Source organism: Hymenobacter siberiensis (assembly GCF_018967845.1).
Lineage (GTDB): Bacteria > Bacteroidota > Bacteroidia > Cytophagales > Hymenobacteraceae > Hymenobacter > Hymenobacter siberiensis.
Window position 1 is genome coordinate 185,188 of the sequence record NZ_JAHLZZ010000001.1, and the last position, 24,318, is coordinate 209,505.

Below are 24,318 nucleotides of genomic sequence, written 5' to 3' on the forward strand. Positions count from 1 at the left end.
GTGAGCGGCGGCCGTTAGCGCAACGCCGCCAGGCCCTCGCAGAAATACCGGAAGCTGGCGGACGTATTCCGGGCCGGGTCAACGTGCCGGCCGATATCCGTGGCCCATTGCGTTTTGCGCTTGCCCGTGGCGAAGTAGCGGCCCTGCTTCAACACGCTCCACAGCACCTCATTTGGTTTAAGCGGAGCGGCGGGCTCGCGGTCAAGGCCCTTGGAATGGTGCGGCTTCACGCCGGGGTAGGCGGCCATAATGGCTTCCCGGTCGCCGAGCCACCACGCCTCCAGCTCCTGCACGGCTATCCGGTTGAGGACGTGGAATACCTCGCCGGGGCCGGCGGTGGTTTTGGTGCGTAAGCCCGCCTCCCGTGCTTTTGCTTCCAGCGCCGCTTTGCGCCGCTCGCAGATGCCGTCGCCATCCAGCAGCACCACTACCCGCAAATCCGTTTGCCCTTCCCGAAATATCCGCTTGTGGTAGCCTTGCAGCAGGGCTTTCAGCTGGCCCAACAAATCCTGCCAGCCCTCGAATACCCGCACGCGATACGAATGGCCCGGCAACAGGCGCGGCAACAGCTGGTCCAAGGCCGCTTGGGGCGAAATTTCCTCGACCAGAAAGTCAATCTGCATGGCCGCTATTTAATCGGAGCTGGCAGGTCCAGCGGGTTGCCCACGTCGAAGAAATTACGCGACCACAGGTAGCCCAGCGGCGAACCTTCCTCCACCATCGCGGGGATGCCCGGCAAGTCGGCCACCCGCGTGGCCTGGGTGTAGCCATCGGCCCCGCGATGCAGTATCCATACCTGCTCGGGGGCCAGGGCATTGAGCAGGGCCGGCGAATGCGTGACCACCAGCAGCTGCCGCCGCTCCGCCGCGTCAATCAGCTCCTCGGCCAGCCCGGCCAGTAGCTGCGGGTGCAGCTCGTTTTCCGGCTCCTCAAGGCCCAGCAGCCCGACCGCGTCGGGCTCATAAAGCAGCGTGAGCAGGGCGGCCAGCCGCATGGTGCCGTCCGACATGTATTGCGCCGGCAGCGGCTTCTCAAATTCGGCATCCCTGAACCGCAGCAGGATTCGCTCATCCGAGGTTATTTCCGGGACGATGTCGGACAGTCCCGGCACCCATTTCCGCATCTGCGCCGTGATTTTGGCGAGGGTTTCCGGGTGTTTGGTGTGCAGGTAATAGAGCACGTTGGGCAGGTTGTCGCCATTGGGCGAAAGCTTTTCGCGCGGGCCGGCGTCGGAATAGCCTTTCAGGTGGTCGTCGGTGAGGTGGATATAGCGGTAGGATTTTAGCGTATCAATTACGGCATGTGCATATATGCTCAATTTTGAATTCACTGCGAAAGCATATCCCAGCATCACTTGCGACGAACTGCTAATCGAAATTTTAACTGGCTTTTCAATTTTGTCATCGTCAGACTGCTCAGTATTTAGTGATGAAATGAAGTCGGTCCATCCTTCTTTTCTAGCAGGCTCAGTGGTCAATAGCAATTCTTCTGTGCTATCATCCTTCACTGCCAACCATTCCTTCACCAGTATTTTTCCCTTATCACCTTCTTCTAATTCTAAGATGTATTTCAACTGACCTAGATAAGGGAAACCGCTTATTACTATTTCAAACGAAATGCTGCCTTCACTTCCTCGCGTTCGCATTCCCGCGAACCGGTTCCGCTTATCGCAAGCATCTTTTAAATCCCCCCAACCGCTTCCGCCAGAAAATCCAGTGCATCCAGCACCGTGGATTTGCCGCTGCCGTTTGGCCCAATCAGCACCGTGAGCGGCGTGAGGTCGCGAAACTCCACGTCGCGCAGGGTGCGGTAGTTTTTGATGCGCAGATACGTGAGGCGGGGCACGGCCGGAGCCTGGGCGCGGGTGGGCATAAGGAGCATGGTTTTTCGCAAAGTAACACGGTTGAGCGCGTTGATAATTTGAGGGCCGCTCCGCCCGCAACTGCGCCGCGCCGTAGCTTACGGGCCACAAAAGCATTCCCACCCCATGTCCGACCTCACCGTTTCCTTTATTCAGACCGCGCTGCACTGGCACGATGCCGCCGCCAACCGCACCGCCTTCGACCAGTTTCTGGCCCGGCAAACCGTCCCCGCCGACCTCATTGTGCTGCCCGAGATGTTCACCACCGGCTTCAGCATGGAGGCCGCCGCCCAGGCCGAAACCATGCAGGGCGAAACCGTGGCCTGGATGCGCCAGCGCGCCGCCGACCACGATGCCGTCATCACCGGCAGCGTCATCATCGAGGAAGACGGCTACTTCTACAACCGCCTGCTCTGGGTGCGCCCCGATGGCAGCCTGAGCTGCTACGACAAGCGCCACCTCTTCACGCTGGCCGGCGAGCAGCACACCTACACCCCCGGCCACGAGCGCCTGGTGGAGGACTGGCGCGGCTGGCGTATCTGCCCGCTGGTGTGCTACGACTTGCGCTTCCCCGTCTGGAGCCGCAACCAGCCCGTCGCGCCCTACGACCTGCTGCTGTACGTGGCCAACTGGCCCGCTGTGCGCCGCACCGCCTGGCGCACGCTGCTCCGCGCCCGCGCCATCGAGAACGTGGCCTGCGCCCTGGGCGTGAACCGCACCGGCAAGGACGGCAAAGGCCACGCCTACTCCGGCGATTCGGCCCTGATTGACGCCAAAGGCAGTTACCTCGCCGAAGCCCACGACCAGAACGGCATCTTCACCCACACCCTGAGCCGGGCCGAGCTGGATGATTTCCGCAACAAATTCACCGCCCTCAATGACGGGGACGGGTTTGAGTTGAACGATGTAGGGGCGGGGCCTGCCCCCGCCCACCGTTGAACGGAATCGTTGCCACGGAACCTAACGACGGGCGGGGGCAGGCCCCGCCCCTACCTTGTTCAGCCGGCACATTGAAGCCGAAACCGCCTTGGTGCCCCGCTGGGGCTTTCCGACTCCCCCTTACCGCACCAGCAGGCGCTGCACGGCGGCGGCTCCATCGGTTCCTTCGGCGCGCACGAGGTACACGCCGGCGGCCAGGCCCGTGAGGCTGAGCGTATGGCGGCGCTGGGCCGCGTCGGCGGCCTGCACCACGCGGCCCGTGAGGTCGAGCACGGTGACGCGGGTGGGCAACGCGGTCTCAACGGTGGCCATGGCGGTGGCGGGGTTGGGGTAGATGCTCAGGGCCAGGGCGCGGGCGGCCTCGGTGCGGGTGGCCGTGACGGTGCGGTTACGGGTGCCGTAGCTCAGCACTCCACCCGCCTCAATGCCGATGAATAGCTCGGGCGCGCCGTCACCATTAATATCGGCGGCGGCCAGGCCGTAGTGCGAGTAGTCGCCCAGACCCAGGCGGGTGGGCTCGTAGAGCGCGGTGAGGGGGTTGTACTGCAAATCGGTACGCTCGGCGAACAGGGCCGGCGACTGCGTGCGGTAGTCGGAATAGAGGCGCAGGTAGCCGGTGGCATCGGCCGTGAGCAGGTCGGGGCGGCCGTCGCCGTCGAAGTCGGCCACGGTGGGGCTCAGGTTGGCGGGCCGGTCGCCGGTCGCGGTGCGGATGCGGCCGTAGTCGTTATTCACCAGCACGAAGGCGCTATCGAGCGGGCCGCGGCCACGGTTGCGGAAGTAGCGCAGGGCCATGCCCGGCTCGCGCACCTCATTGGTTCCGATGAGCAGGTCGACGTAGCCATCGTTGTCTACATCGGTAAAGCAGGGCATGTCGTCCTTCGTATAGGGCAGCAGGCCGGTGCCGGTGGTTGCGCCCTGCGGCTTAAAATTGATGGCATTGGCCGCGCTAAAGGCCACGGGCCGGCCGGCGGCGGCGGTGTTCAGAATGTAATAGAGGATGTTGGTGCCCCGGTCCCAGGCGGCGTAGGCCAGGTCGGTGGCGCCGTCGCGGTTCAGGTCTACGAGCACGGGTTTGAGGCCTTGCAGGCCCTGGGCAGCCAGGCCCAAGTAGTCGCTGCTCACGAACTGGAATACCGGCCGGGCGCGGGTGCCCACGTTACAGTAGTAGGTGAGGCTGGCGCGGTACACGTTGTTCACGCGGTCGGCCCGGTTGCCGATGAGCATATCCGGCAGGCCGTCGCCGTCGAGGTCGCCGAAGGTGGGCGCGGCCCCTTCGCTCACGTCAATCATGTCGTTTTGCAGGAAACCGGCCGGCTGGCTGGTGTAAACGGGCGCACCGCTGGCGGCCGAATTGGTGAAGAGCTGCACGTTGTTGCGCATGCTCACCAAATCCGACACGTTGTTGACCATATTGGAAGCCACCACCAAATCGGGCTTGCCATCGAAGTTGGCATCGAACTGATAGCCGGCCGGAAATACTGGCACCCGCGCCGGCGCGGCCGCCGACGGAAAGCTGGCGCTGATGCCCACCTGCGTAACCACGGGCAGGGCCGTGGTACCCGAGTTGAGCAGGCGGGCCAGCTCGGGGCAGTTGTCGCGGCCGTCGAGCAGGTCCTGGTCGCCGTCGCCGTCGAGGTCCACCAGCAGCAGGCTGTGGCCGCCAGTGTGGGTGGGCCGGGTGGCCGTGAAGCACTGCTGGCCATTGAGCTTGAACTCGGCACAGCCGCCGCAGGACTGGATGCCGCCCCAGTTATCGGTGGTGAGGGTGAAGGTGAGGGCGCTGCCGCAGGTGCCGGGGCTGTTGTTGATGTACTGCTCGATGAACGACGCGCTGACGAAATCATAGGTCATGATATCGAGCTTGCCATCGCCGTTCACGTCCTGAATGGCGGGCAGGTTGTAGCCGCCGATGGTGAGGTTGGCCGAGCCCGTGAAATTGCCGGTGAAGCGAATCTGATTAGTGGCCAGAGCAAAGCTGGGCCGACCATTCACCAGGGCATTGCGGAACACCCGGATTTCGCCGCCGTTGATGTAGGTGAACAGGTCGGGGCGACCGTCGCAGTCGTAGTCGCGCAGCAGCGCCCAGCCACGCAGGTCGCTGGGGAACAGGCTTTCGTACTGCGGGGCATACTCCCAGCGGCGACCGGCGGTGGTGCCGGGCGCGGCCACGCTCAGAAACGTGTAGCAGCGGCTACTTTCGTGGTCGAAGGCAAACAGGTCCGGCTGGCCGTCGTTGTTCAGGTCGATGGTGCTGAACTGGGGCGTATTGAAGCCGCCGGCCCAGGCATTGCGCAGGGTATCGGTGCCCTGCACCACCTTGGCCGTGGCCCGGCTCTCAAACCCAAAGGCGGCGCTGCCCGACTGGCCCCAGGCAACCCCGGCAAAAGCCAGCAGCGCCAGCACCAAAGCGTAAGAACGAATCATGGAAAAGAAATTGGGGAAGCGGTGCCGTGCGCGGAACAAAAATCACGCCCACCTTTGCAGCAAGTTACACCCGGTTTGATTTTCCAGTTCCGCAGCATGTTGCTCTATTCCCGTTATTTGGCCGCCGGCGGCCTCGTCAGCACCGATTCGCGCCAGCCCCAGCCCGGCACCCTGTTCTTTGCCCTGAACGGCCCCAGCTTTCGCGGGGCGGCATTTGCGCCGCAGGCCCTGGCCGCTGGCGCGAGCCACGCCGTGGTCGACGACGTGCTGCTGGCCGCCTCCGATCCTATCCGCTACACCTACGCCCCCGACCCGCTGGTGGCCCTGCAGCAGCTGGCCCGCCACCACCGCCGGCAGTTCCGCATCCCGGTGCTAGCCATCACGGGTTCCAACGGCAAAACCACCACCAAAGAGCTACTCACAGCCGTGCTGGCGCAACAGTTCAAAGTGCTGGCCACCATTGGCAACCTCAACAACCACATTGGCGTGCCGCTCACGCTGCTGCGCCTGCGCACCGGCGAGCACGACTTTGCCGTGATTGAGATGGGGGCCAACCACCGGGGCGAAATCGCGGCCTACTGCGAGTGGGCCGAGCCAACCCACGGCCTCATCACCAACATCGGCAAGGCCCACCTCGAAGGATTTGGCGGGGCCGAGGGCGTGGCTCTGGGCAAGGGCGAGCTGTTCGACTACCTCACCCGCACCGGCGGCACGGCCTTCGTGAACACCCTGGATGCGCGCCTGCCGTCGCTGGCGGCGCAGGTGCCCGTTATTCGCACCTATCCCCGCGTGATGGACGACTACCCCGCCACGCTGCTCTCGGCTGCGCCCGCCGTGGCCCTGCGCCTCGGCGACAATACCGAAATAGTGGCCCAGCTCACCGGCGACTACAACTTCCCGAACCTAGCGGCCGCCGCCGCCGTGGGCCAGTTTTTCGGAGTTCCGACCAATAAAATCGCGGCCGCCCTGGCCCGCTACAACCCGCAAAACAACCGCTCGCAGCTCCTGCGCACCCCCGCCGGCAACGAGCTGGTGCTGGATGCTTACAACGCCAACCCCAGCAGCATGGGCGCGGCCCTGCGCAGCTTCGCAGCCCGCCCGGTGGCGGCTGGCCAAACCAAGCTGGTGCTGCTCGGCGACATGTTCGAGTTGGGCGACGAGAGTGCTAAAGAGCACGCGGCGCTGGGCCAGCTGCTGGCGGAGCTACCGCTGCCGCAGGTGCTGCTCATCGGCCCGGAAATGGCGCGGGCGGCGGCGCGGGCCGGCTCAGCCCAGCATTTCGCCACCAAAGCAGAGGCGGCCGAATGGCTGCGCGCCCACCCCGTGTGCGGCCGGCAGGTGCTGGTGAAAGGCAGCCGCGGCATGGCCCTGGAAACGCTGGTGGAGCTGCTGTGATTGGTGAGGTGTGAAATGGTGAGGTGGTGAGTTTGATGTTCAATTGGCCGAAATGCGCAAATCGAACATCAAACTCACCACCTCACCATTTCACACCTCACCACTAAAACGGGCTCACGAAATCCTTGAAGGCCGGCAGCTCATTATCCTTGCCCGACACGAGCGGGTGCACTTCGGTGCCCCAGTTGATGCCCAGGTCGGCATCGTCCCAGCGCAGGCCGCCTTCGGTGGCGGGGGCGTAGTAGTCGGAGCACTTATAGATGAAGATGGTATTGTCTTCGAGAGCCATGAAGCCGTGGGCGAAGCCGGCCGGAATGTAGAGCATGTTGGCCTTGTGGGCCGTGAGCTCCACCATTTGGTGCTGGCCGTAGGTGGGCGAATCCTGGCGCAAATCCACGGCCACGTCGAAGGCGCGGCCCTGGCCTACGCGCACCAGCTTGGCCTGCGCGTGGGGTGGGCGCTGGAAATGCAGGCCGCGCAATACGCCTTTTTTGGAGTTCGACTGGTTATCCTGCACCCATTGGGCATCGGCTCCGGCCTCGGCCATGAGGCGCTCGCAGAAGGTTTCAAAGAACACGCCCCGGTCGTCGGCGAAAACGCGGGGGGTAAACTCAATCAGGCCGGCTAGGGGGAATTTCTTTACTTCCATCGGGGCAAAGGTAGAAGATTGGGGAATATTGGTTTTATAGTTAGGCCGTAAAAAGAACGGTCATGCTTCGGCTGCGCTCAGCATGACCGTTCTTTTCTTTCTTACTCATTTACTTCCGCTGCACTGCTGCTACTGCGGCAATGTACTTATCGAGCACCAGCCGCTCATCAAACTTAGTTTCGGCGAGGTAGCGGCTGTTCTGGCCCATGCCGCGTAGGTCGGCATCGCTCAGGTGCAGCACTTGCAGCATTTTGGCGGCCAGGTCCTCGCCGTCGCGCACCTGACAGAGGTAGCCGTTGCGGCCGTCCACCACGGTTTCGCGGCAGCCGGGCACGTCGGTGGTTACGATGGGCTTGCCCACGGCGGCCGCTTCGAGCAGGGTTTTGGGGGTGCCTTCGCGGTAGCTGGGCAGCACCACGCAATCGGCGCGGTGCAGGTGGGCGGCCACATCGTCGGAGCGGCCCAGGTATTCGATATCGCCGCTCAGCAGCCACTCCTCAAACGTGGCACGGGGCACGCCCACGCCGCCGGCCTCATCGAGGCTACCGAGCAGCTGAATGCGGGTGCTGGGCACGGCCTGCCGAATGATTTTGGCGGCCTCAAAGTATTCAACCACGCCCTTTTCATAGAGTACCCGCGCCACCATCAGAAACACGAACGGGGTTTGGCGCACGAACCCGGCGGCGGGCCGGAACTTGGTGGTATCAACGCCCGAGCCGGGCAGCAGGTCGGTTATTTCGCTTTTTATCAGGTCATTGTCCAGAAATAGCTGCCGGTCGTCGCCGTTCTGGAAAAACACTTTGGCCGGGAAGCGGAATGCGAAGCGGTAGAGCCCCAGGGCCACCTTGCTCACGAAGTTTTTGATGATAAACACCGTGCCCAGCCCACTCACGTTGTTGATGCTGGGGATGCCCGCGATGCGGGCCGCAATGCTGCCGTAGATATTGGGCTTGATGGTGTAGTGCAGCACCACATCGGGCTTTTCACGCTTATAAATCTGGTAGAAACGGCGCGTAAGGGCGGCATCCTTCACGGGGTTGGTGCCCTTGTTCTCCATCAGAATGGGCACGAAGCGGCAGCCCAGCTCGGTTTCGAGGCGCGCCGAATAGTCATCGGGCGGGGCAATGGCCAGCACTTCGTGGCCAGCGGCCTGCAAGGCCCGCACGAGGCTGGCGCGGAAATTCCAAATGTTCCAGCTGGTATTGATGACGATGGCGACGCGCAAGACGGTGAGTAGTGAGTGGTGAGATGGTGAGTTCCGGGGCAAAGGTCGACCTTACGGATTTTACCCACACCTGTTTATTCAAACACTCACCATTTCACCTTTTCGCCGGTACTTTGTGGGCGCTTTGCGTGTTATGCCTGCCATGAACCTTCAACTTTCAGCCTTTCTGTTTCTGCTGGCGCTGCTGCCGCAGGTGGCTTCGGCCACGCCGCCGGTGCTACCGGGCCAGCTTATCTTCCAGAAAAACTGCGTGCGCTGCCACGGAGCCAACGGCAAGCGCGGCCTCAATGGCGCGCATGACCTCACCAAGAGCAACCTCAACGCGTTCGGCCGCACCTACCTCGTTACCAATGGTATGGGCAAGATGCCGGCCTTCGGCAAATCCCTTATGCCCGAGCAGGTGCAGCAGGTTGTGGCCTATTCGCTTACTTTGAAGTAACATTGAGCGTCATGCCGAGCGCAGCCGAGGCATCTCGCGTGCCGAAGTAATTCAATCGTATTGATTAGTGGCAGCACGCGAGATGCCTCGGCTGCGCTCGGCATGACGTTCTTTTTGGCCGGAACTGCGTTTAGCTTATTCTGACCCATCCAATACTGATTACAACCCCATCCCATGGCAAATACCCAATCCGGCGGCCGCAAGCCCGGCAACAGCACCCGCCACGTCGGCGCCGTCGACGGCGTGAAAGGCCGGGCGGGCCGCATCCTCCTGAAAGCGACCGACAACGGCACCTACGAAACGGCTAAGGAGCACGAAACCGCTGTACTCATTTCCGTGCCCCCGCGCCGGCAGTCCGAAGCCCAGACCACCGAATACCTTGACGAGCTGGCATTTCTGATTGAAACCGCCGGTGCCACCGCCACCAAGCGCTTTGTGCAGCGCCTGGAAAAGCCCGACATCCGGACCTACGTGGGCGAGGGCAAGCTGGCCGAAATCAAAGCCTACGTGCAGCACGAAGGCACCAGCATGGTGGTGTTTGACGATGACCTGTCGCCGTCGCAGCTGCGCAACCTGGAGGCCGAGTTGCTGGTGAAAATTGTGGACCGCTCGCTGCTTATTCTCGATATTTTCGCGCTGCGGGCCAAGTCGGCCACCTCGCGCACGCAGGTCGAGCTGGCGCAATATCAGTACTTATTGCCCCGCCTCACCGGCCTCTGGACTCACCTGGACAAGCAGCGCGGCGGCGTGGGCATGAAGGGCCCGGGCGAGACGGAAATTGAAACTGACCGCCGCATTGTGCGCGACCGGATTGCCTTCCTCAAAGAGAAGCTCGAAGACCTCGACAAGCAGAGCCATACCCAGCGCAAATCGCGCGGCGGCAACATTCGGGTGGCGCTGGTGGGCTACACCAACGTGGGCAAGAGCACGCTGATGAACGTGCTGGGCAAGGCCGATGTATTTGCCGAAAACAAGCTCTTCGCCACCGTGGACGCGACCACGCGCAAAGTGGTGCTCGAAAACACGCCGTTTTTGCTTTCGGACACGGTTGGGTTTATTCGCAAGCTGCCTACTAAGCTGATTGAGAGCTTCAAGAGCACGCTCGACGAGATTCGCGAAGCCGATTTGCTGCTGCACGTGGTGGATATCTCGCACCCCAATTTTGAGGAGCAGATTCAGGTGGTGAACGATACGCTGGTCGACATTGGTGCGGCCGACAAACCAACCCTGCTGGTATTCAACAAAATAGACCAGTACAAGCACGACGATGTAGAGATGGACCCCTTCGGCGAAGTGCTGGATGCCGAGGACGATGGCACTGCCCCGCGCCCGCCGCTTGAGCAGCTGCAGGCCACCTACATGGCCAAGCTACACGACCCGGTGGTATTTATTTCGGCCCAGGACCGCACCAATATGGAAGAGTTACGCGAGCTGCTGGGCAAGCGCGTAGTGGCCCTGCACCAGCAGCGCTACCCTTACCAGGCCAACACCTGGGCCAGCGAATAGCCCAATCGGTCCGGCGGCATTAACAAATTTTTGCCGGGCCGGCCGGGCATGAACGTTACGTGAATATTATCGTAGGGGCGAAGGCCGGGCTTACTCTACCCTACTATTTTTAGTAATTGATTTTTAGCAAGTTGCCTCGTAATCCAGTTCAGTAGCGTTTCAACCAAGCGGGCCAATGGGTCCTCGGGCAGGGTCAGCGGGCGGGCGAGTTGGCGGAGCAGATTGAGGCCGTGGCGGCTCAGGCTGGCGGCCCGGTAGCCGTGGTTTTTGCGGGCAATGGGCTGGCGGCCGCCGTGGGCGGCCGCGCCCACGCCCAGACAAAACGCGTAGGCCAGGCTGACCAGGGCCACGAGCTTGCGCAGCTTTTGGAAACAGCGCAAGTGGGTGGCTTCCAGGTTAAAGCCCCGCCCTTTCAGATTTTGAAAGCATTGCTCAATCGTCCAGCGCTTGGCATAGAGTTGCGCGAGGTGGTTCAGGCCGGCCGTGGCAAACAGGAAGACAAACGCGTCCGCCGCCACGGCCTTGACCCAGACCTGCCCCCAGACTCCGTCGACCTGCACGTGGGCGAAGCGGCGCACCTGCCCCGGCACCAGGCCCAGGTCGGCCACGGCCTGCCGCCGGCCGTCGGCGTGGGTCAGGCAGTGGTGCTTGGGCAGGCGCATGACAAAATTAAGCCCATTGTCTTTGAGCCACTTGAACCACGCATGGCCGACAAATTCCCGGTCGCCCACGACCAGGCCGATGCGGTCTTTGCCCAGCAAGGCCAGGCACTTTTCGAGCACCGCGATGCGGTCGGCGGCGTTGGAGTTGCCGCTGCGGTTGTCGAGCAGGTGCCAATAAAGGGGCACGTGGACCTCGCCCGTGCCGACGGTGACGAGCAGGATGTTCACCTGGCACTGGCCGAAGTCCCACTCCGTGCGGTCGAGGCATAAGCGCAGCTTGCCCTGCGCAGGCAACAAACTCAGTAAAAGCCTGGCCAACAGTACGTAATTGAGGTCTACTTCGCGGAAAAAGTCCTGAATGCGCGTTTCGTTCGAGGCGGGCTTGGCCGCGTCATTGAGGTGCTGGGCCACCTCGCCGAATTGCACGTTGCGGCTCTTTATCAGGCCAAGAATGAACTGGCCCACAAACTTTTGGCGGGACAAGTGGCCCACAAACGGGGCCTGTTGCAAAAGCGTCGTAATTTTAGCAGCGAAGTGTTGCTTCACGGGGCAGAACGGTTTTTTGGTGGTGTCGTAACCCCAAAGGTCGGGCTGCCCCGTTTTTGTACCTGAAAAATAGTAGGGTAGAGTAGGCCGGGCTTTATCAGGCCCGGCCTTTTCTGTTATGATGCAGGTGCGTTTTCTTCGTTTGGGTGGCCTGCTACTGCTGGGTTTGGGCCGAGCCACCGCGCAGGATATTCCCGTGTACCCGCCGCCCGCGCCGCTCGACACGATGGGCCTGGGCCGCACCGACGGCCAGACGTTCGCCAACTCGCAGGTGGTGGGCATGGGCCCGAGCAAGGGCCTGATTATAAAACACGAGCGGATTCCGGGCAACTTCACCCTGCGCAGCTCAGCCGTGGGTGGGGTGGGCGACTACCGCACCGAAGTCAGCAAAAACGCCAACCTCGTTATCAAGGCCTACGCGCCGCTGCTCAACCACCCGCACCTCAAGCTGATTCTGGGCCTGAACTACGACCGGCAGGAGTTCCAGTTCAGCCCCCCCCGCCACCACCGACCAGTACGGCCTCTACAGCAACATCGAGAACAAGGGCCTGAGCGTGATTGGCGCGCAGCTGGCCGTGATTCGGCCCGTGGACGCGGTGCACTGGTACCTGTTCCGCGCCAAAACCGAGCTCAACGGCGACTACAATTCCGACGAGCTTAGCGTGAGCGACTACCTAAAAGTCACTTCCGAATTCATCTACGGCTGGAAGCGCAGCTCCACGTTTGCTTGGGGCATCGGGGTGCAGCTGGGCTACAACCTGGGCCGCCAGAGCCTCTACCCAGTCATCGTGTACAACCGCACGTTTAATCCGCGCTGGGGCGTAGAGGCGCTGTTTCCGGCCCGGGTGCTGGTGCGGCGCAACCTGTCGTCCAACGCGCTGCTGTTTGCCGGCTACGAGGTGGCCAGCAATAACTACAATATCAAGCTGCGCAATGCCTGCGCCGCGCCCAACAACTCCAAAGTCACCTCGCTGGAGCTGCGCCAGATTGACCTGAAATTCCGCCTGCGCTACGAGCGTGAGCTCCTCTTCTTCCTCTGGACGGGCATTGAGGCCGGCTACCGCTATAACTACCAGCTCAACGCCTTCGACCGCACCAACAACACCCGCGACCGCCTCATCGACAGCCAGCTCGGCGGCACGCCCTACGCCAGCCTGGACCTGTTCATCGTGCCGCCCAAAAAGCTGCTGCAAAAGGCCGCGCGCCGCCGGAAGTAGCGCTTACCTTACACCCTTTGCTTGGCGGCGCTTCAGGCCCTTCAGCCACGCGTAGGTGGCCTCCTGCGCGTGCATAGGCTTCTCCCCTTCCAGCGCTGGGATATAGTCATTCTCAAAATCGCGGGCCTTCACGTTGTCGTTGCGCTGAAAATCGAGCAGCTGGCGCACTTCGGCCCGCAGGCTTTCATCGAGGATGGGGAAGGCTACTTCCACGCGGCGGTCGAGGTTACGAGTCATCCAGTCGGCAGACGAGACGTAGACTTTTTCCTCACCGCCGTGGCCAAAGACGTAAACCCGGCTGTGCTCCAGAAAGCGGTCGACGAGGCCGCGCTGGCTGATGTTTTCGCTGAAGCCGGACTGGCCGGGCACCAGCCGGCCAATGCCGCGCACAATGAGCTCGACGCGCACGCCGGCGTGGCTGGCTTCGTAGAGCTTGGCAATCATACCTTCGTCCTCCACGGCATTCACTTTGAGGATGATATAGGCCTCACGGCCCTTTTTGGCCTGCTTGATTTCGTAGTCGATGAGCGCGTTCAGGCTGGGGCGCAGGCCGAAGGGAGCCACCAGCAGCTGCTGCAGCTCGGGCACCACGCTTTGGTCGCGCAGGTACTCAAACACGGCGGCAACCTCTTCGGTCAGGCGCTCATCGGCCGTAAACAGGCCGTGGTCGGTGTAGAGCTCGCTGGTGCTTTCGTTGAAGTTGCCGGTGCTGAAGTAGCCGTAGCGGCGCGTGGTTTCGTCGGCCTCGCGGCGCACGATGACCAGGAGCTTGCTGTGTACCTTGAGCTCGGGCGGGGTGAAGATGACGTGCACCCCGGCCCGCTTCAGCTTATCGGCCCAAAAGAGGTTGGACTCTTCGTCAAACCGCGCTTTCAACTCCATTACCACCGTCACCTGCTTACCGCTTTTGGCGGCTTTGAGCAGGGCTTTCACCACAGCGCTTTTGCTGGCCACGCGGTAGAGCGTGATGTTGATGACGGCCACGCGCGGGTCGGTGGCGGCTTCGCGCAGCAGGCGCGTCACGTAGTCGAACGACTGGTAGGGCGGGTGCAGCAGGTGGTCGCGCGCGCCGATGACGGCCAGCAGACTGCCCGTGCGCGGCAGCGTGGGGTGCGGCAGCGCGGGCCGGGGCGGGTAGTGAAAATCGGCCTCGCCGAAATCGGGAAAGCCGAAGAAATCGCGGAAGTTGTGGTAGCGGCTGCCCTCCACCAGCTCCTCGTCGGTGATGCCGGTTTTCTGCCTGATGGCGCGCAGCACTTCCCGGGGCATTTCGGGGTCGAAGAGCAGGCGAGCGGGGAAGCCGGTGGCGCGCTTGGCCAGGCTGCTGCGGATTTTCTCCATCAAATCGCCCGAAACCTCTTCCTCGATATCCAGCTCGGCATCGCGCGAGAGCTTAATGGCATTCACTTCGACCTGCTGATAGGCCGGAAACAGACTGGCCGCGCCCACCCGAATCACATCGTCCAGAAACAGTACGTAGCGCTCCTCGCCTTCGTCGGGCAGGCGCACGAAGCGGCTGCCATGGCGCTTGGTAGGCAGCTCCATTATCAGCACCCGCTCATCGTCGGGCCGTCTTTTGGCTTTGCCAGCGGCGGCGTGGGGCTGGCTGAGGAAGAAGGTGAGGTAAACGGCCTGGTCCTTGAGAAAGAGGTGGTGCAGGGTGTCATCGAGCACCATGGGCGAGAGCAGGTCGCGCACGTTTTCGGCAAAGTAGCGGGCCGTCCACTCGCGCTGCTGGTCGGTGAGGGTGGCCTCGGTGAGCAGGTGAATGCGGCGGCGGTTGAGCTCGGGCAGCAGCTGCTCGCGGAACGTGGCCCCGAATTCCTGCTGCTGCCGCGCCACTTCGGCCAGCACTTCTTTCAGCTGCCGCTTGGGGCTTTCGCCGAGCTTGGCGCGGGTTTTCTTTTTGAGCTTCGTCAGCCGCCGCAACGTGGCCACGCGCACCTTAAAAAACTCGTCGAGGTTGCTGCTGAAAATAGCCAGAAATTTGAGGCGCTCCAGCAGCGGCACGGTGGGGCACTGGGCTTCCTGCAATACGCGGGCGTTGAAACGCAGCCAGCTCAGGTCACGGGAAAGGGTTTTCAATTGATTATGCGGGTTGGTGAACCAAGCGTTTAACGGAAAAAGAAAGCACAACGGTCATGCCGAGCGCAGCCGAGGCATCTCGCTCGCATCGTTGCAGCGATTGGGTTACTGCTCTACACGCGAGATACCTCGGCTGCGCTCGGCATGACCGTTCTGTTAAATTCGTTCAACCCAAACCCTACTCCGCGTTGCGCGGGTAGTCGTAGAAATAAAACTCGGCGTTCACCTTGCTCACTTCGGCCCAGTGCTCGCAGGCGAAGCGCAGGCAGACCACGGCGGCGGTGGGCATTTCGTTGAGGCTGGAGGGCGAAAGCTCGTTGGCCGTTTCGGTGATGGTGGGGTTGTGGCCCACCACCAGGGCCGAGGCAGCCGAATCGGGCAAGTCTTTGATAATGGCGAGGAAATCGTCTACGTCGGCCCCGTAAATGCCGGGCTCGACCTTGATTTTATCGTGCGGGTACTGCATTTCGCGGGCCACCAGCACGGCGGTGTTCATGGCGCGCACGGCCGGCGAGCTCACCACGATATCGGGGCAAATGCGGCGCTTGGCCAGGGCCTGACCCATGAGGGGGGCATCGTCGCGGCCCCGATCGTTGAGGGGGCGCTCCTGGTCGCTGAGCTCATCGAAGCTCCAGCTGGATTTGGCGTGGCGAAGGAGATAGAGGGTTTTCATGGGGACGAAGCTAACGGGCTTTTGCTTACCGGGGAGGTTAGGAAAAGGTTATGGACGGTCTGGGTTCGGCGGAGCTGTGCCGCTGCACCTTCCCTGCCCGCGAAGCCCGAAGTACATGAGGGCCATTGCTCCGCCAGCGGCCGACGTGGCGGCCGGGACGGGAGAACAGGGCTGGCCTTTTCCCTCAAAAGCGCGTCATTATCGATTCAAGCGCCAAGCGTATCTTCCAGCCATGAATCCTACCGCTCCCGACTACCACCAGCTGCTCACTGCCGTGAAACAGCGCGTTCGCGAAGCCCAGTACCAAGCCTTGCGGCAAGTCAATCAACAGCAAATCCAGCTCTAATAGGACCTGGGCCAACTCATTGCCGAGCGCCAGCAACAGCACGGCTGGGGCAAAGGCGTAGTCGAGAACCTGGCGCACGACCTGCAAACGGAGTTTGTGGGCATGAGCGGGTTTTCGTCCCGCAACCTATGGTACATGCGTGATTTTTACCTGGAATACATTGGAGTTGTTTAAAAAGTCACAAAAGGTACTCAAACGGTCATGCAGCGCGCAGCGAAGCATCTTGCTCGCATCGTTGAACGGGCCTGACGATGCGAGCAAGATGCTGCGCTGCGCGCTGCATGACCGTTCGGGGACTTTCTAAACAGCTTCGAAGTCTTGTTCGACGTGGTATGAGTTCCGGGCCATGCTTTTCAAGGTGCACGGAGTTACCTACCAAGGTGAGCTTTTTGTTCGCTAGGCAAGGTGTAAATGTGGTCATTGAGAACGACAAGGCGGCGGTGCTGGCCTATTAATGGTGGCACGCGAGATGCTTCGACTCCGCTCAGCATGACGGTCATATCAACATGATGTTCTTTCTTTATTGACAGAGGCTACAACACAAAAGAGCCCCGACCAACCGGCCGGGGCTCTTTTATTTTCAGTAGCGCAGAAAGGCTATTCTTTCACGAAGCGCTGGTGCGAGGTTTTGCTGCCGTCGCTCACGCTCAGCGTGTAGATGCCGGCGCGTAGCGAAGCCACGTTCAGCTGGCCATCCACGAAGGACAGGCCCTGGATTTCGCTGCCGCGCACGTCGTACACGCGCACCGAGAAGGCCTGCTCGGGGTCCATGCTCAGCGGGCGGGCAATGCTCAGCACGCTACTGGCTGGGTTGGGGTACAGCGTGTACTGGTCGGCCAGGCCGGTGGTGCCGCTGGTGCGGGCCGTGGTGGCATCGAGGCGGGCCCCACCGGTTACGGTGATGGTGTAGTCCTCGGTTTCGCCGTAACTGTAGCTGCCGCAGCTGGTGGTGGCGCTGGCATCGCTCAGCACTACGCGCATGCGGGTGTTGCCGCTTTTGGCCGTGGTGGGCACCGTGAAGGAGCCCGTGCGGGTGGTAGCAGCCGTGCTGGCGGCGGCCGATACGACCAGCTCACCGGCATCGGTGAACACGCCGTTCTGGTTGTAGTCGATGTACACGTTCACGTACTCCGAGTAGGCCGTGCCCACAAAGCCGGCCGAGAAGCTGATGGTTTGGGCCGAGCCGGCGGCTACGCTGGTGCTCAGTGCGGTGCCGTCGTAATAGCCGCCATCGGCGCCCGAGGTGCGGGCAATGGTGCCCAGCTTCACGTAGTCGATATACTCATAGGCTACGCTGGCACCCTTGCTGGTGCAGTAGGTAACGGTGGGGGGAGGCGTGGTGCCGCCGCCGCCGCTCGGGGCTACGCCGCCCTGCGAGGTGAGCAGGCCCACGCGGGCCCCGCCGGTGCCAAACAGCGCGTTCATGCGCGAGCTCTGGCCGGTCGAGAACATGAACATGGCGTTGTCGTCCACGTAGTCCATGTAGTTCATGAACATGTCGCCGTTGGGACCGTTCGAGCACGATACGTGCGGGAACACGGGCTTACCGTAGTTCTCAGCGCCCTGGTTAGGGGTGTCGGCCACGTTATCAGTGCCGGTGCAGGCGCCGTTGTCATCGCCCCAGATGTGATTCAGGTTCAGCCAGTGGCCCACTTCGTGGCTGGCGGTGCGGCCCAGGTTGTAGGGCGCGGCCACGGTGCCGGTGCGGCCGATGTACACGGGCGAAATCACGACGCCGTCGGTAGCCGCCGCGCCGCCGGGAAACTGCGCATAGCCCAGAATGCCACCGCCAATGGTGCCCACCCACAGGTTGAGGTACTGGCTGGCGTTCCAGGCGTCGAGGCCGCCGGTGCTGGCTTTCTTGATTTTATCGGCAGTGCCCCAGCTGGTGGTGCTGCTGCTTTTGCGCTCGATGCCCGTGGTGGCGAGGCCACTGGGGTTGCGCTTGGCCAGCACAAACTGGATGCCCACGTCGGCCACCTGGCCGGCGAAGGCGCTGGGGGTTTTGGTGTAGTCGGGGTTCAGCTTGTGGTAGTCCTCGTTCAGCACGTCAATCTGCGACTGAATCTGGGCATCAGAAATGTTCTCGCCCGTTGTGCTGTACAGCACGTGCACCACCACCGGAATGGTGAGCGTGACGGCGGAAGTGGCATTGGTGGCCGGGTTGTTTTTGGCAAATTGCACGGCCTGGCTGTTGATGACGGCCATGCGCTGAGCCAGGCCGGGGTCGGCGGCGAGCTGGGCGGCCAGCACTTCTACCGAAGCACAGGTACGGTGGGGAGCGGGTGCCTGGGCACTGGCCGAATTAGTGGTGAGCGCAAGACCCAAAAGGCTCAGCGCAGCGGCGTAAACATTTACTTTCATTCAAACAGGAATTTGGTGGCAAAAATGGTTTATGGACTAGCAAGCTATTGAAAATATGGCAATATTATTAATAAAATTCCGGAATTGGTTGCGTTTTTCTCAATCTATTATCTTATTCCATTATTTACCCGCTAATCAATCGGGAAAACTCACCGAGTTTTCATTTTAGACTCAGTAAAAAAATTACGGTAAAACAAAAGAGCCGCCCAAGTGGACGGCTCTCAGAGGGATAAGTCATTATTAGTCGGCCATAAACCCTGCACTAACAATACATTAGAACAGGAAGTCGAACCCGACGAACACCAGCTTCTCCTCGCCTACCGAGTAGGTGGCATTGATGATGGCTGCCTTGAGGATATCGACGTAGATGCCGCCGCCGAAACCGCTGTGGAAGGCATTTAGGCCGGTATAAGTGCCGGTGTCGTTGTCGGAATATACGCGGCCGATATCGGCCAGGCCCATCACGCCAAACTTGCCGGGGAAGAGGTAGGCATTGAAGGAAAACAGCTCCAGGCGCGGCTCAAAGTTGGCATACACAGCCGTGCGGCCCGCGAAGCGGGTGCGGCGGTAGCCCCGCAGGTTGGTGGTGCCGCCCAAGGTGTTGGCCTGGTAAAAGCGGTAGTCGCCGAAGTTGTGCTGGTAGCCAATGCGGCCAGCGTAGGTGAGGTGGAAGGGGAAGTTGGGCGTGAGGTAGGCCCGTACCTCGGTGCTGAAGCGCCCAAAGCTCAGGCTTTCGCTGTTGAGCTGCCAGTTATACTGGTACTCGTTGTACCAGCGCAGGCCGATGCGGGGGTTTTTGGCCGAGGAGCTGGCGTCGAGGTTCAGGTACATCAGGCCGCCGAGGTACTGGTTGGTCTGGAAATCGGAGGCGCGCACGCCGAAGCGGCGGTTTTCGTAGGTGGTCACCCCGCTCTTGTTGGTCAGGCTGTCTTTGATAACCGAGCCGATGGGGTCTTGCTCGATGCGGAACTGGTCGTACTGCGGCCCGATGCCGAACTTAAGGAAGTTGAACAGCTTGCGCTCGAAGGTGGGCGCAATGGTGAGCCGGTTGAAGCGCACGCGGTAGGCGCTGTTCACGCTGCGGTTGGTAACCACGCCCCGGTTCTCATCCTTGGTAGCCAGGTTCACCGTGTTGTTGCCAATGCCGAAGAAGTTGTACAGCAGCTGCGGGCCGTAGTACTGGGCGGCAATGTGCAGGTCGGTATTCTTGAAAATACGGGTAAACTGGCCCATGTAGCGGATGTTGTAAGCCGCGCGAGCCGGCGCGAAGTTGGCCGTGATGCTCTGCTCCCACGAATACGGCTCGCGGCGGAAGCCGTAGTGCCGGTAGGTCACGCCGCCGCCCAGCAGCACGCCATCGTCAATGTTGTAGCCGAAGTACAGGGCCGGGCCCACGTAGTCGAGGCGGTAATCCTTCAGGTCAAAGCGGTGCGGGTAGTCGTAGCGGCTCACCTCGTAGCCGGGCTCCAGGCGCTGGCGGGCTTCGGAGCTGGTGTTGATAACGTTGCCGGAATCGGCGTCGTAAATCTGGGTTTTGTGGAGCAGGCCGCCCACGTGGTCGCGGGTGGTGATGGAGTCGCGGCCTGTACCGGCGATGATGCGCAGCTTCACGCCGCGCTTCACGTCGCCCTTCACGTCGTACACGTCTTTGCCGGCAATGCCGTAGAGGCGTACCTCGTCGGTCACGGCATCGTCGAAGGTGCGGTCGTAGAGGATTTTGGTCAGCTTGCCATCCTTGTTAATCTTCTGCATCACCACGCGGGTTTTGCGGTCGGCAAGGCGCTCCACGGTAAACTTCTCGTTCTTTTTGGAGCCGCGCACTTCCACTATTTCGGCCAACAAGTCGGCGTACTTACCGGCCACGTCGGGCAGCAGGTCGCGGCGGCTTTTCAGCTTGGCGATGATTTCCTTGCCGTGCAGGTCGTAAATTTCCTTGGGCCATTTATCGCGGAAGGCCTTCTCGATTACCTCATCGGTGAGGTGGGCTTTCATGTAATCGGCTTCCTTTATCCAGTCCTGGCGGGTCACGGCGCTCATAAACACCCGGTCGTTGCTCATACCGGTCTGGTTCAGGCCCTTATAGTCGGCGTAGTCATACCCGAAGTTCTGGAAGTTGCGGATGGCAAACCTGCGCGAAATGATATAGGGCAGCACGCCATCGCCCTTAAAGAAGGCAATGTCGCGGTCTTCGGGCACGGCCGTGAAGGTGCGGTCGCCGCCCTTATCCTTCGTTTCGCTCCAGCGCCACTGGTCCTCGTGCCGGTCCCAGTCGCCAATCCACATATCGAAGAGGCGCGAGCGGGCGAAGGCTTTCTGGTTCACCTGGTTGTCGTTGTCGTCGAGCAGGCGGGTCAGCATCTTCTCGGTGCCCACCAGGTTTTTGGCGAAGCCCAGGCTGGCCACATTGTCCTGGCTGTCCTTGGCGTCTTCTTCCAAGGCGGCGGGCAGGTTGGCAAACTGCGCGTAGTACTGCCCCAGCAAGGGGTCCTGCGGAATGTAGACCGGCACCGGGTTGGTGTGCAGAATGCCGGCTGCCGTGCCCAGCGGCGGCAGCACAAACGACGCATACGGGTGCTGGGCCGAAATCTGGTCCTGCAGCACGGCCTTGGCCAGGCCGGTGCGCAGCTGCTCGGGCAGCACGGCGGCGGGGTCTTTGTCGATGCCGCGCAGGGTGAAGTTGTAGCCCACCTCGTTGCGCACTTTCAGCGAGGCGGTTTGCTTGCCGCCGCCGGTTTTGTAGGGCATCAGGCCGTCTTTATCGTTGGCCAGGTCCAGGGTGCGGAATTTCACGGGCGTGGCCCACTCCTTGCGGTAATGCTCGCCCAGCAGCCAGTTGTGAAAACCGCCGTGGCGGTCGTAGTTCGCGTTGATGGCCACCGTCACGGAGCTGTCGCGGTAGTCGGGGCGCGTGGTCGGAATCGGGGCCTTGGCGATGGCGGCTTCGGCCTTTTGCTGCTTCTTTTTCTTGTCCTTTTTCTTTTCCTCAATGGCCGCTTCCGTCTGGGGCAGCTTCTGGCCGCCGGCCTGGCCATTGGTGGTGGTCAGCACCGTTTCGGAAAGGGGCTCGGCGGGCGTGGTGGCAATGGTGCCCGTGGTTTTGGCATACATCGGCGTGCGGAACACGCGGCGGGCCGTCTGGCCATTGCCCTGCGGAATGAAGTACTCGCTCCACACCTGGCCGTCGTCGTAGTAGTTCACCACGGCAAAGCCCTTCTCCTTATCCGAGAAAATGGCCCCGCCGCCGTCCCCGGGCTTCACGTGCTGGGTTTTGCAGCCCGAGCCGCTGGTGATGAAGTGCGTGCTGCCCTCCGTGTAGTATTGCAGATTGTGCTCGTGCCCGGCGGCGTACACCACGTTGGGGTATTTGGCAAAAATATCGAGCAGACCCTTACGGTAGGCCTGGTACATGGGGTGCGGAATGTCCTGGCTGATGCCGCCGTACTTGCGCGCAAACGGGTAAATCGAGCCAATGACGGGCAGCGGAATGAAAGCGTATTTGAACACAATGCTCAGGGGGAAAATATGGTCGGCCAGCGTGAAGTAACCGCCATGAATGCCGTCGCTGAACAGCGGATGGTGGGCAAACACCATAATGTGCTTGTCCTTATTGCGGGCAATAATCTCCTCCAGCGCCGCAAATACGTCATCGTTGTTATCGGCCCCGCAGGCCCCGTTCAGGCCGAAAGGCCGGTTGGTGGGCGGCGTCAGAAACCACTGCGAGTTCAGGGCGATGAGCACCAGGTCGTCCTGCACGCGCACCTCAAACGGGCCGGGGCAGCCGTCGCGGGGCAGGAAAAAGTCGCCGGTGTAGGAGAAGGCCGTCGAGTCCTTGCGCATGTACTGCTCCACAAAGGCCTGCTCGCGGTTGACCTGTTCCAGGCCGCCGGCCGTGCCCTGAATCCAGTCGTGGTTGCCGGGCGTCATGTACTTCTCGCCGGGGTAGCCCCGGAAAATATCGAGCTGGGCGGTGAGGCGCTCCTCGGCATTTTTACGGTCGTAGGCCCCTTCCTCAGGCATGCCGTAGTTGTACACGTTGTCGCCCAGGAAGATGGTGGTGCTGTTTTTACCGGCCTTCATTATCTCCTGACGCAGGAAATTCAGGCTCGGCTCGCCGCCCTTGGCCACCGGAATGGGATTACCCACGTCGCCAATCAAGAAGACGCGGTAGCGGATGCGGGTCGAGTCCGGAGGCGTATTGCGCGCCCAGTTCACGCCGGCCTTGCGGTAGTTGGGGCGGCTGGTGTGCGGGTTCTGGTCCGACTCGCCGGGCTCGGGAAGCTCCCGCTGGGTTCCGCGGGACTCTTTGGGCGCTTTGGGGGTTTTGAGAGCAGCTTGCTGAGCCGTGGCAACCAGCGGCAGGCAGCAAGCAAGCAGAAAAGTGAACCGGCGAAATAAGTACATGAAATAAAATTACGAGGCGAAGAACTGGCTACGCCGCAGGACCCGGACAAATACAAAAATACGGCGGCCGGCCGGCAAAGGTCCGGCGCCATAGCGCCCGATACGCAAAGCACGGCAGTGCGGTTTGGCCGGGGTTTTCAACTTCCGGCGGGCGCTTCGCGTTGAAAGCCGGCGGACCGGCCAAATGCGCCGCCGTAGCTTCGCGTATCATGAAAGAAATTATCCCCGAATCCGTCGAAACTTCTGCGGCGTCCGCACCGGCTGCATCGGTGGAAACCCCGGCTCCGGCCGCGCCCCCGGCGGCCCCCGCCCCCGAGGAGCCGCTTGCGGCAGAGGCCGACAAAGCCCCCAAGGCCAAAACCTCGGCCCTGACAAAAGCGGCGCAGGCCTACATCACCGACCTGTTTGCCAAAGAATTATCGCCCAAGCTCACCTACCACACCCTGGGCCACACCGAGGCCGTGGTGAAGGAGTGCCGCGCCCTGGTCCCCGCCGCCAACCTCAGCGCCGACGACACCGAGAGCCTGCTGCTGGCCGCCTGGTTTCACGACTCGGGCTACCTTGATGTGTACGACGGCCACGAGTTTCGCAGCATGGAGCGGGCCGGGGCCTGGCTGGCCAAACACGACCTGCCCAAAGCCCGCGTCGAGCTGATTCAGGGCCTGATTAAGGCCACGCACCGCGACTCGCCGCCTGAAACCGAGCTGCAAAAAATCCTGGTCGATGCCGACATGAGCAACCTGGCGCGCGACGACTACCGCTCCCGCGCCGAGCTGCTGCGCACCGAGTGGGAGCTAGTGCTCGACAAAACCTACTCCACGCCGGAGTGGACCGAGCTGCAGCTTAACTTCATGCTGGCCCACAAGTACTTCTCCCAAGCGGGCAAAGACCGGTACAAGAAGGCCCTCAAAAAGCACATCGACGACCAGCGCGACCACCTCAAGAAGAAGGAAAAAAAAACCAAGAAGAAAACCCGGGGAAAGAGCGAAACCTTTGCCGAGCCCAAGCGCGGCATCGAAACCATGTTCCGCACCATGTACTCGAACCACATGAAGCTGAGCGACATGGCCGACAAAAAGGCCAGCATGATGATTCAGCTCAACGCGGTGCTTATCTCGGTCATCATCACCTACCTGGGGGCCAAAATAGGCAAGGCCGGCAGCCTGGCCCCGCTGATGGGTAACAACCCCGTGCTGGCCATTCCGGTGAGTATTCTCCTGATAACGGCCCTGGGCTCGGTGACAACGGCCATTCTCTCGGCCCAGCCCGATGTTACAAGTTTCCACTGGCTCAAGAAAAGCCCCGAAATTGCCACCAACCGCCGCGTCAACCTGCTGTTCTTCGGGCAGTTCACCAAGCTCAACCTCGATAATTTCCAGAGCGGCATGCGCGAGATTATGCAGCAGAAAGACATGCTCTACACCAACATGGTGACGGACATTTACTACCTCGGCGAGGTGCTCACCCGCAAATACCGCCTGCTGCGCACCAGCTACACCATTTTTCTGGTGGGCATTATTCTCACGGCGCTCTCGTTCGGCATCGCGCTGCTGTATAAGTCGTAGGGCGGCGGCGTATGTTCT

At 61.6% G+C, this 24,318-nt stretch carries 19 protein-coding genes; 8 read left to right on the top strand and 11 right to left on the bottom strand.

The window, feature by feature from the left end; all coding sequences use genetic code 11:
- Positions 1 to 14 precede the first annotated feature (14 nt).
- The 3 genes from KQ661_RS00875 to KQ661_RS00885 form a co-directional block, all read right to left on the bottom strand.
- On the bottom strand, positions 15 to 623 hold the full coding sequence (locus KQ661_RS00875) for a DUF4276 family protein (protein WP_216685406.1): 609 nt from the start codon (positions 621 to 623) through the stop codon (positions 15 to 17).
- Between the two features lie 5 nt (positions 624 to 628).
- Complete coding sequence (locus KQ661_RS00880) at positions 629 to 1,318, bottom strand: AAA family ATPase (protein WP_394369599.1); 690 nt, start codon at positions 1,316 to 1,318, stop codon at positions 629 to 631.
- A 362-nt stretch (positions 1,319 to 1,680) separates the two neighbouring features.
- On the bottom strand, positions 1,681 to 1,881 hold the full coding sequence (locus KQ661_RS00885) for an AAA family ATPase (RefSeq protein WP_216685408.1): 201 nt from the start codon (positions 1,879 to 1,881) through the stop codon (positions 1,681 to 1,683).
- A 106-nt stretch (positions 1,882 to 1,987) separates the two neighbouring features.
- On the opposite strand from KQ661_RS00885, the gene KQ661_RS00890 reads away from it, so the two are divergent.
- Positions 1,988 to 2,800, top strand: a complete 813-nt coding sequence (locus KQ661_RS00890; protein WP_216685409.1) for an amidohydrolase — start codon at positions 1,988 to 1,990, stop codon at positions 2,798 to 2,800.
- A 120-nt stretch (positions 2,801 to 2,920) separates the two neighbouring features.
- Here the strand turns inward: KQ661_RS00890 and KQ661_RS00895 are convergent, their stop codons facing one another.
- Entirely contained in the window at positions 2,921 to 5,227 is a 2,307-nt protein-coding gene (locus KQ661_RS00895) for a T9SS type A sorting domain-containing protein (protein ID WP_216685410.1), read from the bottom strand.
- A gap of 96 nt (positions 5,228 to 5,323) precedes the next feature.
- Between KQ661_RS00895 and KQ661_RS00900 the strand changes: the two genes are divergently transcribed.
- On the top strand, positions 5,324 to 6,622 hold the full coding sequence (locus tag KQ661_RS00900; RefSeq protein WP_216685411.1) for a UDP-N-acetylmuramoyl-tripeptide--D-alanyl-D-alanine ligase: 1,299 nt from the start codon (positions 5,324 to 5,326) through the stop codon (positions 6,620 to 6,622).
- 103 nt (positions 6,623 to 6,725) lie between these two features.
- On the opposite strand, the gene rfbC is transcribed toward KQ661_RS00900, so the two are convergent.
- A complete protein-coding gene (rfbC, locus tag KQ661_RS00905; RefSeq protein WP_216678930.1) occupies positions 6,726 to 7,271 on the bottom strand; it encodes a dTDP-4-dehydrorhamnose 3,5-epimerase in 546 nt (181 codons plus the stop codon).
- 109 nt (positions 7,272 to 7,380) lie between these two features.
- Positions 7,381 to 8,496: a glycosyltransferase family 4 protein gene (locus tag KQ661_RS00910; RefSeq protein ID WP_216678931.1), complete on the bottom strand. Its 1,116-nt coding sequence runs from the start codon at positions 8,494 to 8,496 to the stop codon at positions 7,381 to 7,383.
- 142 nt (positions 8,497 to 8,638) lie between these two features.
- On the opposite strand from KQ661_RS00910, the gene KQ661_RS00915 reads away from it, so the two are divergent.
- Positions 8,639 to 8,935: a c-type cytochrome gene (locus KQ661_RS00915; RefSeq protein ID WP_216678932.1), complete on the top strand. Its 297-nt coding sequence runs from the start codon at positions 8,639 to 8,641 to the stop codon at positions 8,933 to 8,935.
- 174 nt (positions 8,936 to 9,109) lie between these two features.
- Entirely contained in the window at positions 9,110 to 10,441 is a 1,332-nt protein-coding gene (gene hflX / locus KQ661_RS00920) for a GTPase HflX (protein WP_216678933.1), read from the top strand.
- A gap of 95 nt (positions 10,442 to 10,536) precedes the next feature.
- Here hflX and KQ661_RS00925 read toward each other — a convergent pair whose 3' ends face one another.
- On the bottom strand, positions 10,537 to 11,649 hold the full coding sequence (locus tag KQ661_RS00925) for an IS4 family transposase (RefSeq protein ID WP_216685412.1): 1,113 nt from the start codon (positions 11,647 to 11,649) through the stop codon (positions 10,537 to 10,539).
- Positions 11,650 to 11,776: 127 nt separating this feature from the next.
- Between KQ661_RS00925 and KQ661_RS00930 the strand changes: the two genes are divergently transcribed.
- Both KQ661_RS00930 and KQ661_RS00935 read left to right on the top strand, forming a co-directional pair.
- Positions 11,777 to 12,310 carry a hypothetical protein gene (locus tag KQ661_RS00930; RefSeq protein ID WP_216685413.1) on the top strand — a complete coding sequence of 178 codons (534 nt, stop codon included), beginning with the start codon at positions 11,777 to 11,779 and terminating at the stop codon, positions 12,308 to 12,310.
- A complete protein-coding gene (locus KQ661_RS00935; protein WP_216685414.1) occupies positions 12,225 to 12,866 on the top strand; it encodes a DUF6268 family outer membrane beta-barrel protein in 642 nt (213 codons plus the stop codon). The genes KQ661_RS00930 and KQ661_RS00935 overlap by 86 nt, the downstream gene beginning before the upstream one ends.
- A 3-nt stretch (positions 12,867 to 12,869) precedes the next feature.
- Here the strand turns inward: KQ661_RS00935 and ppk1 are convergent, their stop codons facing one another.
- Both ppk1 and KQ661_RS00945 read right to left on the bottom strand, forming a co-directional pair.
- Positions 12,870 to 14,951, bottom strand: a complete 2,082-nt coding sequence (gene ppk1, locus KQ661_RS00940; protein WP_216678936.1) for a polyphosphate kinase 1 — start codon at positions 14,949 to 14,951, stop codon at positions 12,870 to 12,872.
- A 178-nt stretch (positions 14,952 to 15,129) separates the two neighbouring features.
- On the bottom strand, positions 15,130 to 15,624 hold the full coding sequence (locus KQ661_RS00945; protein WP_216678937.1) for a SixA phosphatase family protein: 495 nt from the start codon (positions 15,622 to 15,624) through the stop codon (positions 15,130 to 15,132).
- 364 nt (positions 15,625 to 15,988) lie between these two features.
- Here KQ661_RS00945 and KQ661_RS22990 point away from each other — a divergent pair, with 364 nt between their 5' ends.
- Positions 15,989 to 16,144 (top strand): DUF1016 N-terminal domain-containing protein, encoded by a 156-nt coding sequence (locus KQ661_RS22990; RefSeq protein ID WP_226915868.1) that lies wholly within the window; start codon positions 15,989 to 15,991, stop codon positions 16,142 to 16,144.
- 423 nt (positions 16,145 to 16,567) lie between these two features.
- On the opposite strand, the gene KQ661_RS00955 is transcribed toward KQ661_RS22990, so the two are convergent.
- A complete protein-coding gene (locus tag KQ661_RS00955) occupies positions 16,568 to 18,334 on the bottom strand; it encodes a GEVED domain-containing protein (protein ID WP_216678939.1) in 1,767 nt (588 codons plus the stop codon).
- Between the two features lie 273 nt (positions 18,335 to 18,607).
- Positions 18,608 to 22,735: a metallophosphoesterase gene (locus KQ661_RS21825; RefSeq protein WP_226915672.1), complete on the bottom strand. Its 4,128-nt coding sequence runs from the start codon at positions 22,733 to 22,735 to the stop codon at positions 18,608 to 18,610.
- A 209-nt stretch (positions 22,736 to 22,944) separates the two neighbouring features.
- Here KQ661_RS21825 and KQ661_RS00965 point away from each other — a divergent pair, with 209 nt between their 5' ends.
- A complete protein-coding gene (locus KQ661_RS00965) occupies positions 22,945 to 24,300 on the top strand; it encodes a Pycsar system effector family protein (protein ID WP_226915673.1) in 1,356 nt (451 codons plus the stop codon).
- Positions 24,301 to 24,318 lie beyond the last annotated feature (18 nt).

Excerpts from the sequence above, each read along its gene's own strand:
- KQ661_RS00875 (WP_216685406.1), bottom strand. The coding sequence starts at position 623 with ATGCAGATTGACTTTCTGGTCGAGGAAATTTCGCCCCAAGCGGCCTTG.
- rfbC (WP_216678930.1), bottom strand. The coding sequence starts at position 7,271 with ATGGAAGTAAAGAAATTCCCCCTAGCCGGCCTGATTGAGTTTACCCCC.
- hflX (WP_216678933.1), top strand. The coding sequence starts at position 9,110 with ATGGCAAATACCCAATCCGGCGGCCGCAAGCCCGGCAACAGCACCCGC.
- KQ661_RS00965 (WP_226915673.1), top strand. The coding sequence starts at position 22,945 with ATGAAAGAAATTATCCCCGAATCCGTCGAAACTTCTGCGGCGTCCGCA.
- KQ661_RS00955 (WP_216678939.1), bottom strand. The coding sequence starts at position 18,334 with ATGAAAGTAAATGTTTACGCCGCTGCGCTGAGCCTTTTGGGTCTTGCG.
- KQ661_RS00895 (WP_216685410.1), bottom strand. The coding sequence starts at position 5,227 with ATGATTCGTTCTTACGCTTTGGTGCTGGCGCTGCTGGCTTTTGCCGGG.
- KQ661_RS00885 (WP_216685408.1), bottom strand. The coding sequence starts at position 1,881 with ATGCTCCTTATGCCCACCCGCGCCCAGGCTCCGGCCGTGCCCCGCCTC.
- KQ661_RS00945 (WP_216678937.1), bottom strand. The coding sequence starts at position 15,624 with ATGAAAACCCTCTATCTCCTTCGCCACGCCAAATCCAGCTGGAGCTTC.
- KQ661_RS00900 (WP_216685411.1), top strand. The coding sequence starts at position 5,324 with ATGTTGCTCTATTCCCGTTATTTGGCCGCCGGCGGCCTCGTCAGCACC.
- KQ661_RS00890 (WP_216685409.1), top strand. The coding sequence starts at position 1,988 with ATGTCCGACCTCACCGTTTCCTTTATTCAGACCGCGCTGCACTGGCAC.
- KQ661_RS00915 (WP_216678932.1), top strand. The coding sequence starts at position 8,639 with ATGAACCTTCAACTTTCAGCCTTTCTGTTTCTGCTGGCGCTGCTGCCG.
- KQ661_RS21825 (WP_226915672.1), bottom strand. The coding sequence starts at position 22,735 with ATGTACTTATTTCGCCGGTTCACTTTTCTGCTTGCTTGCTGCCTGCCG.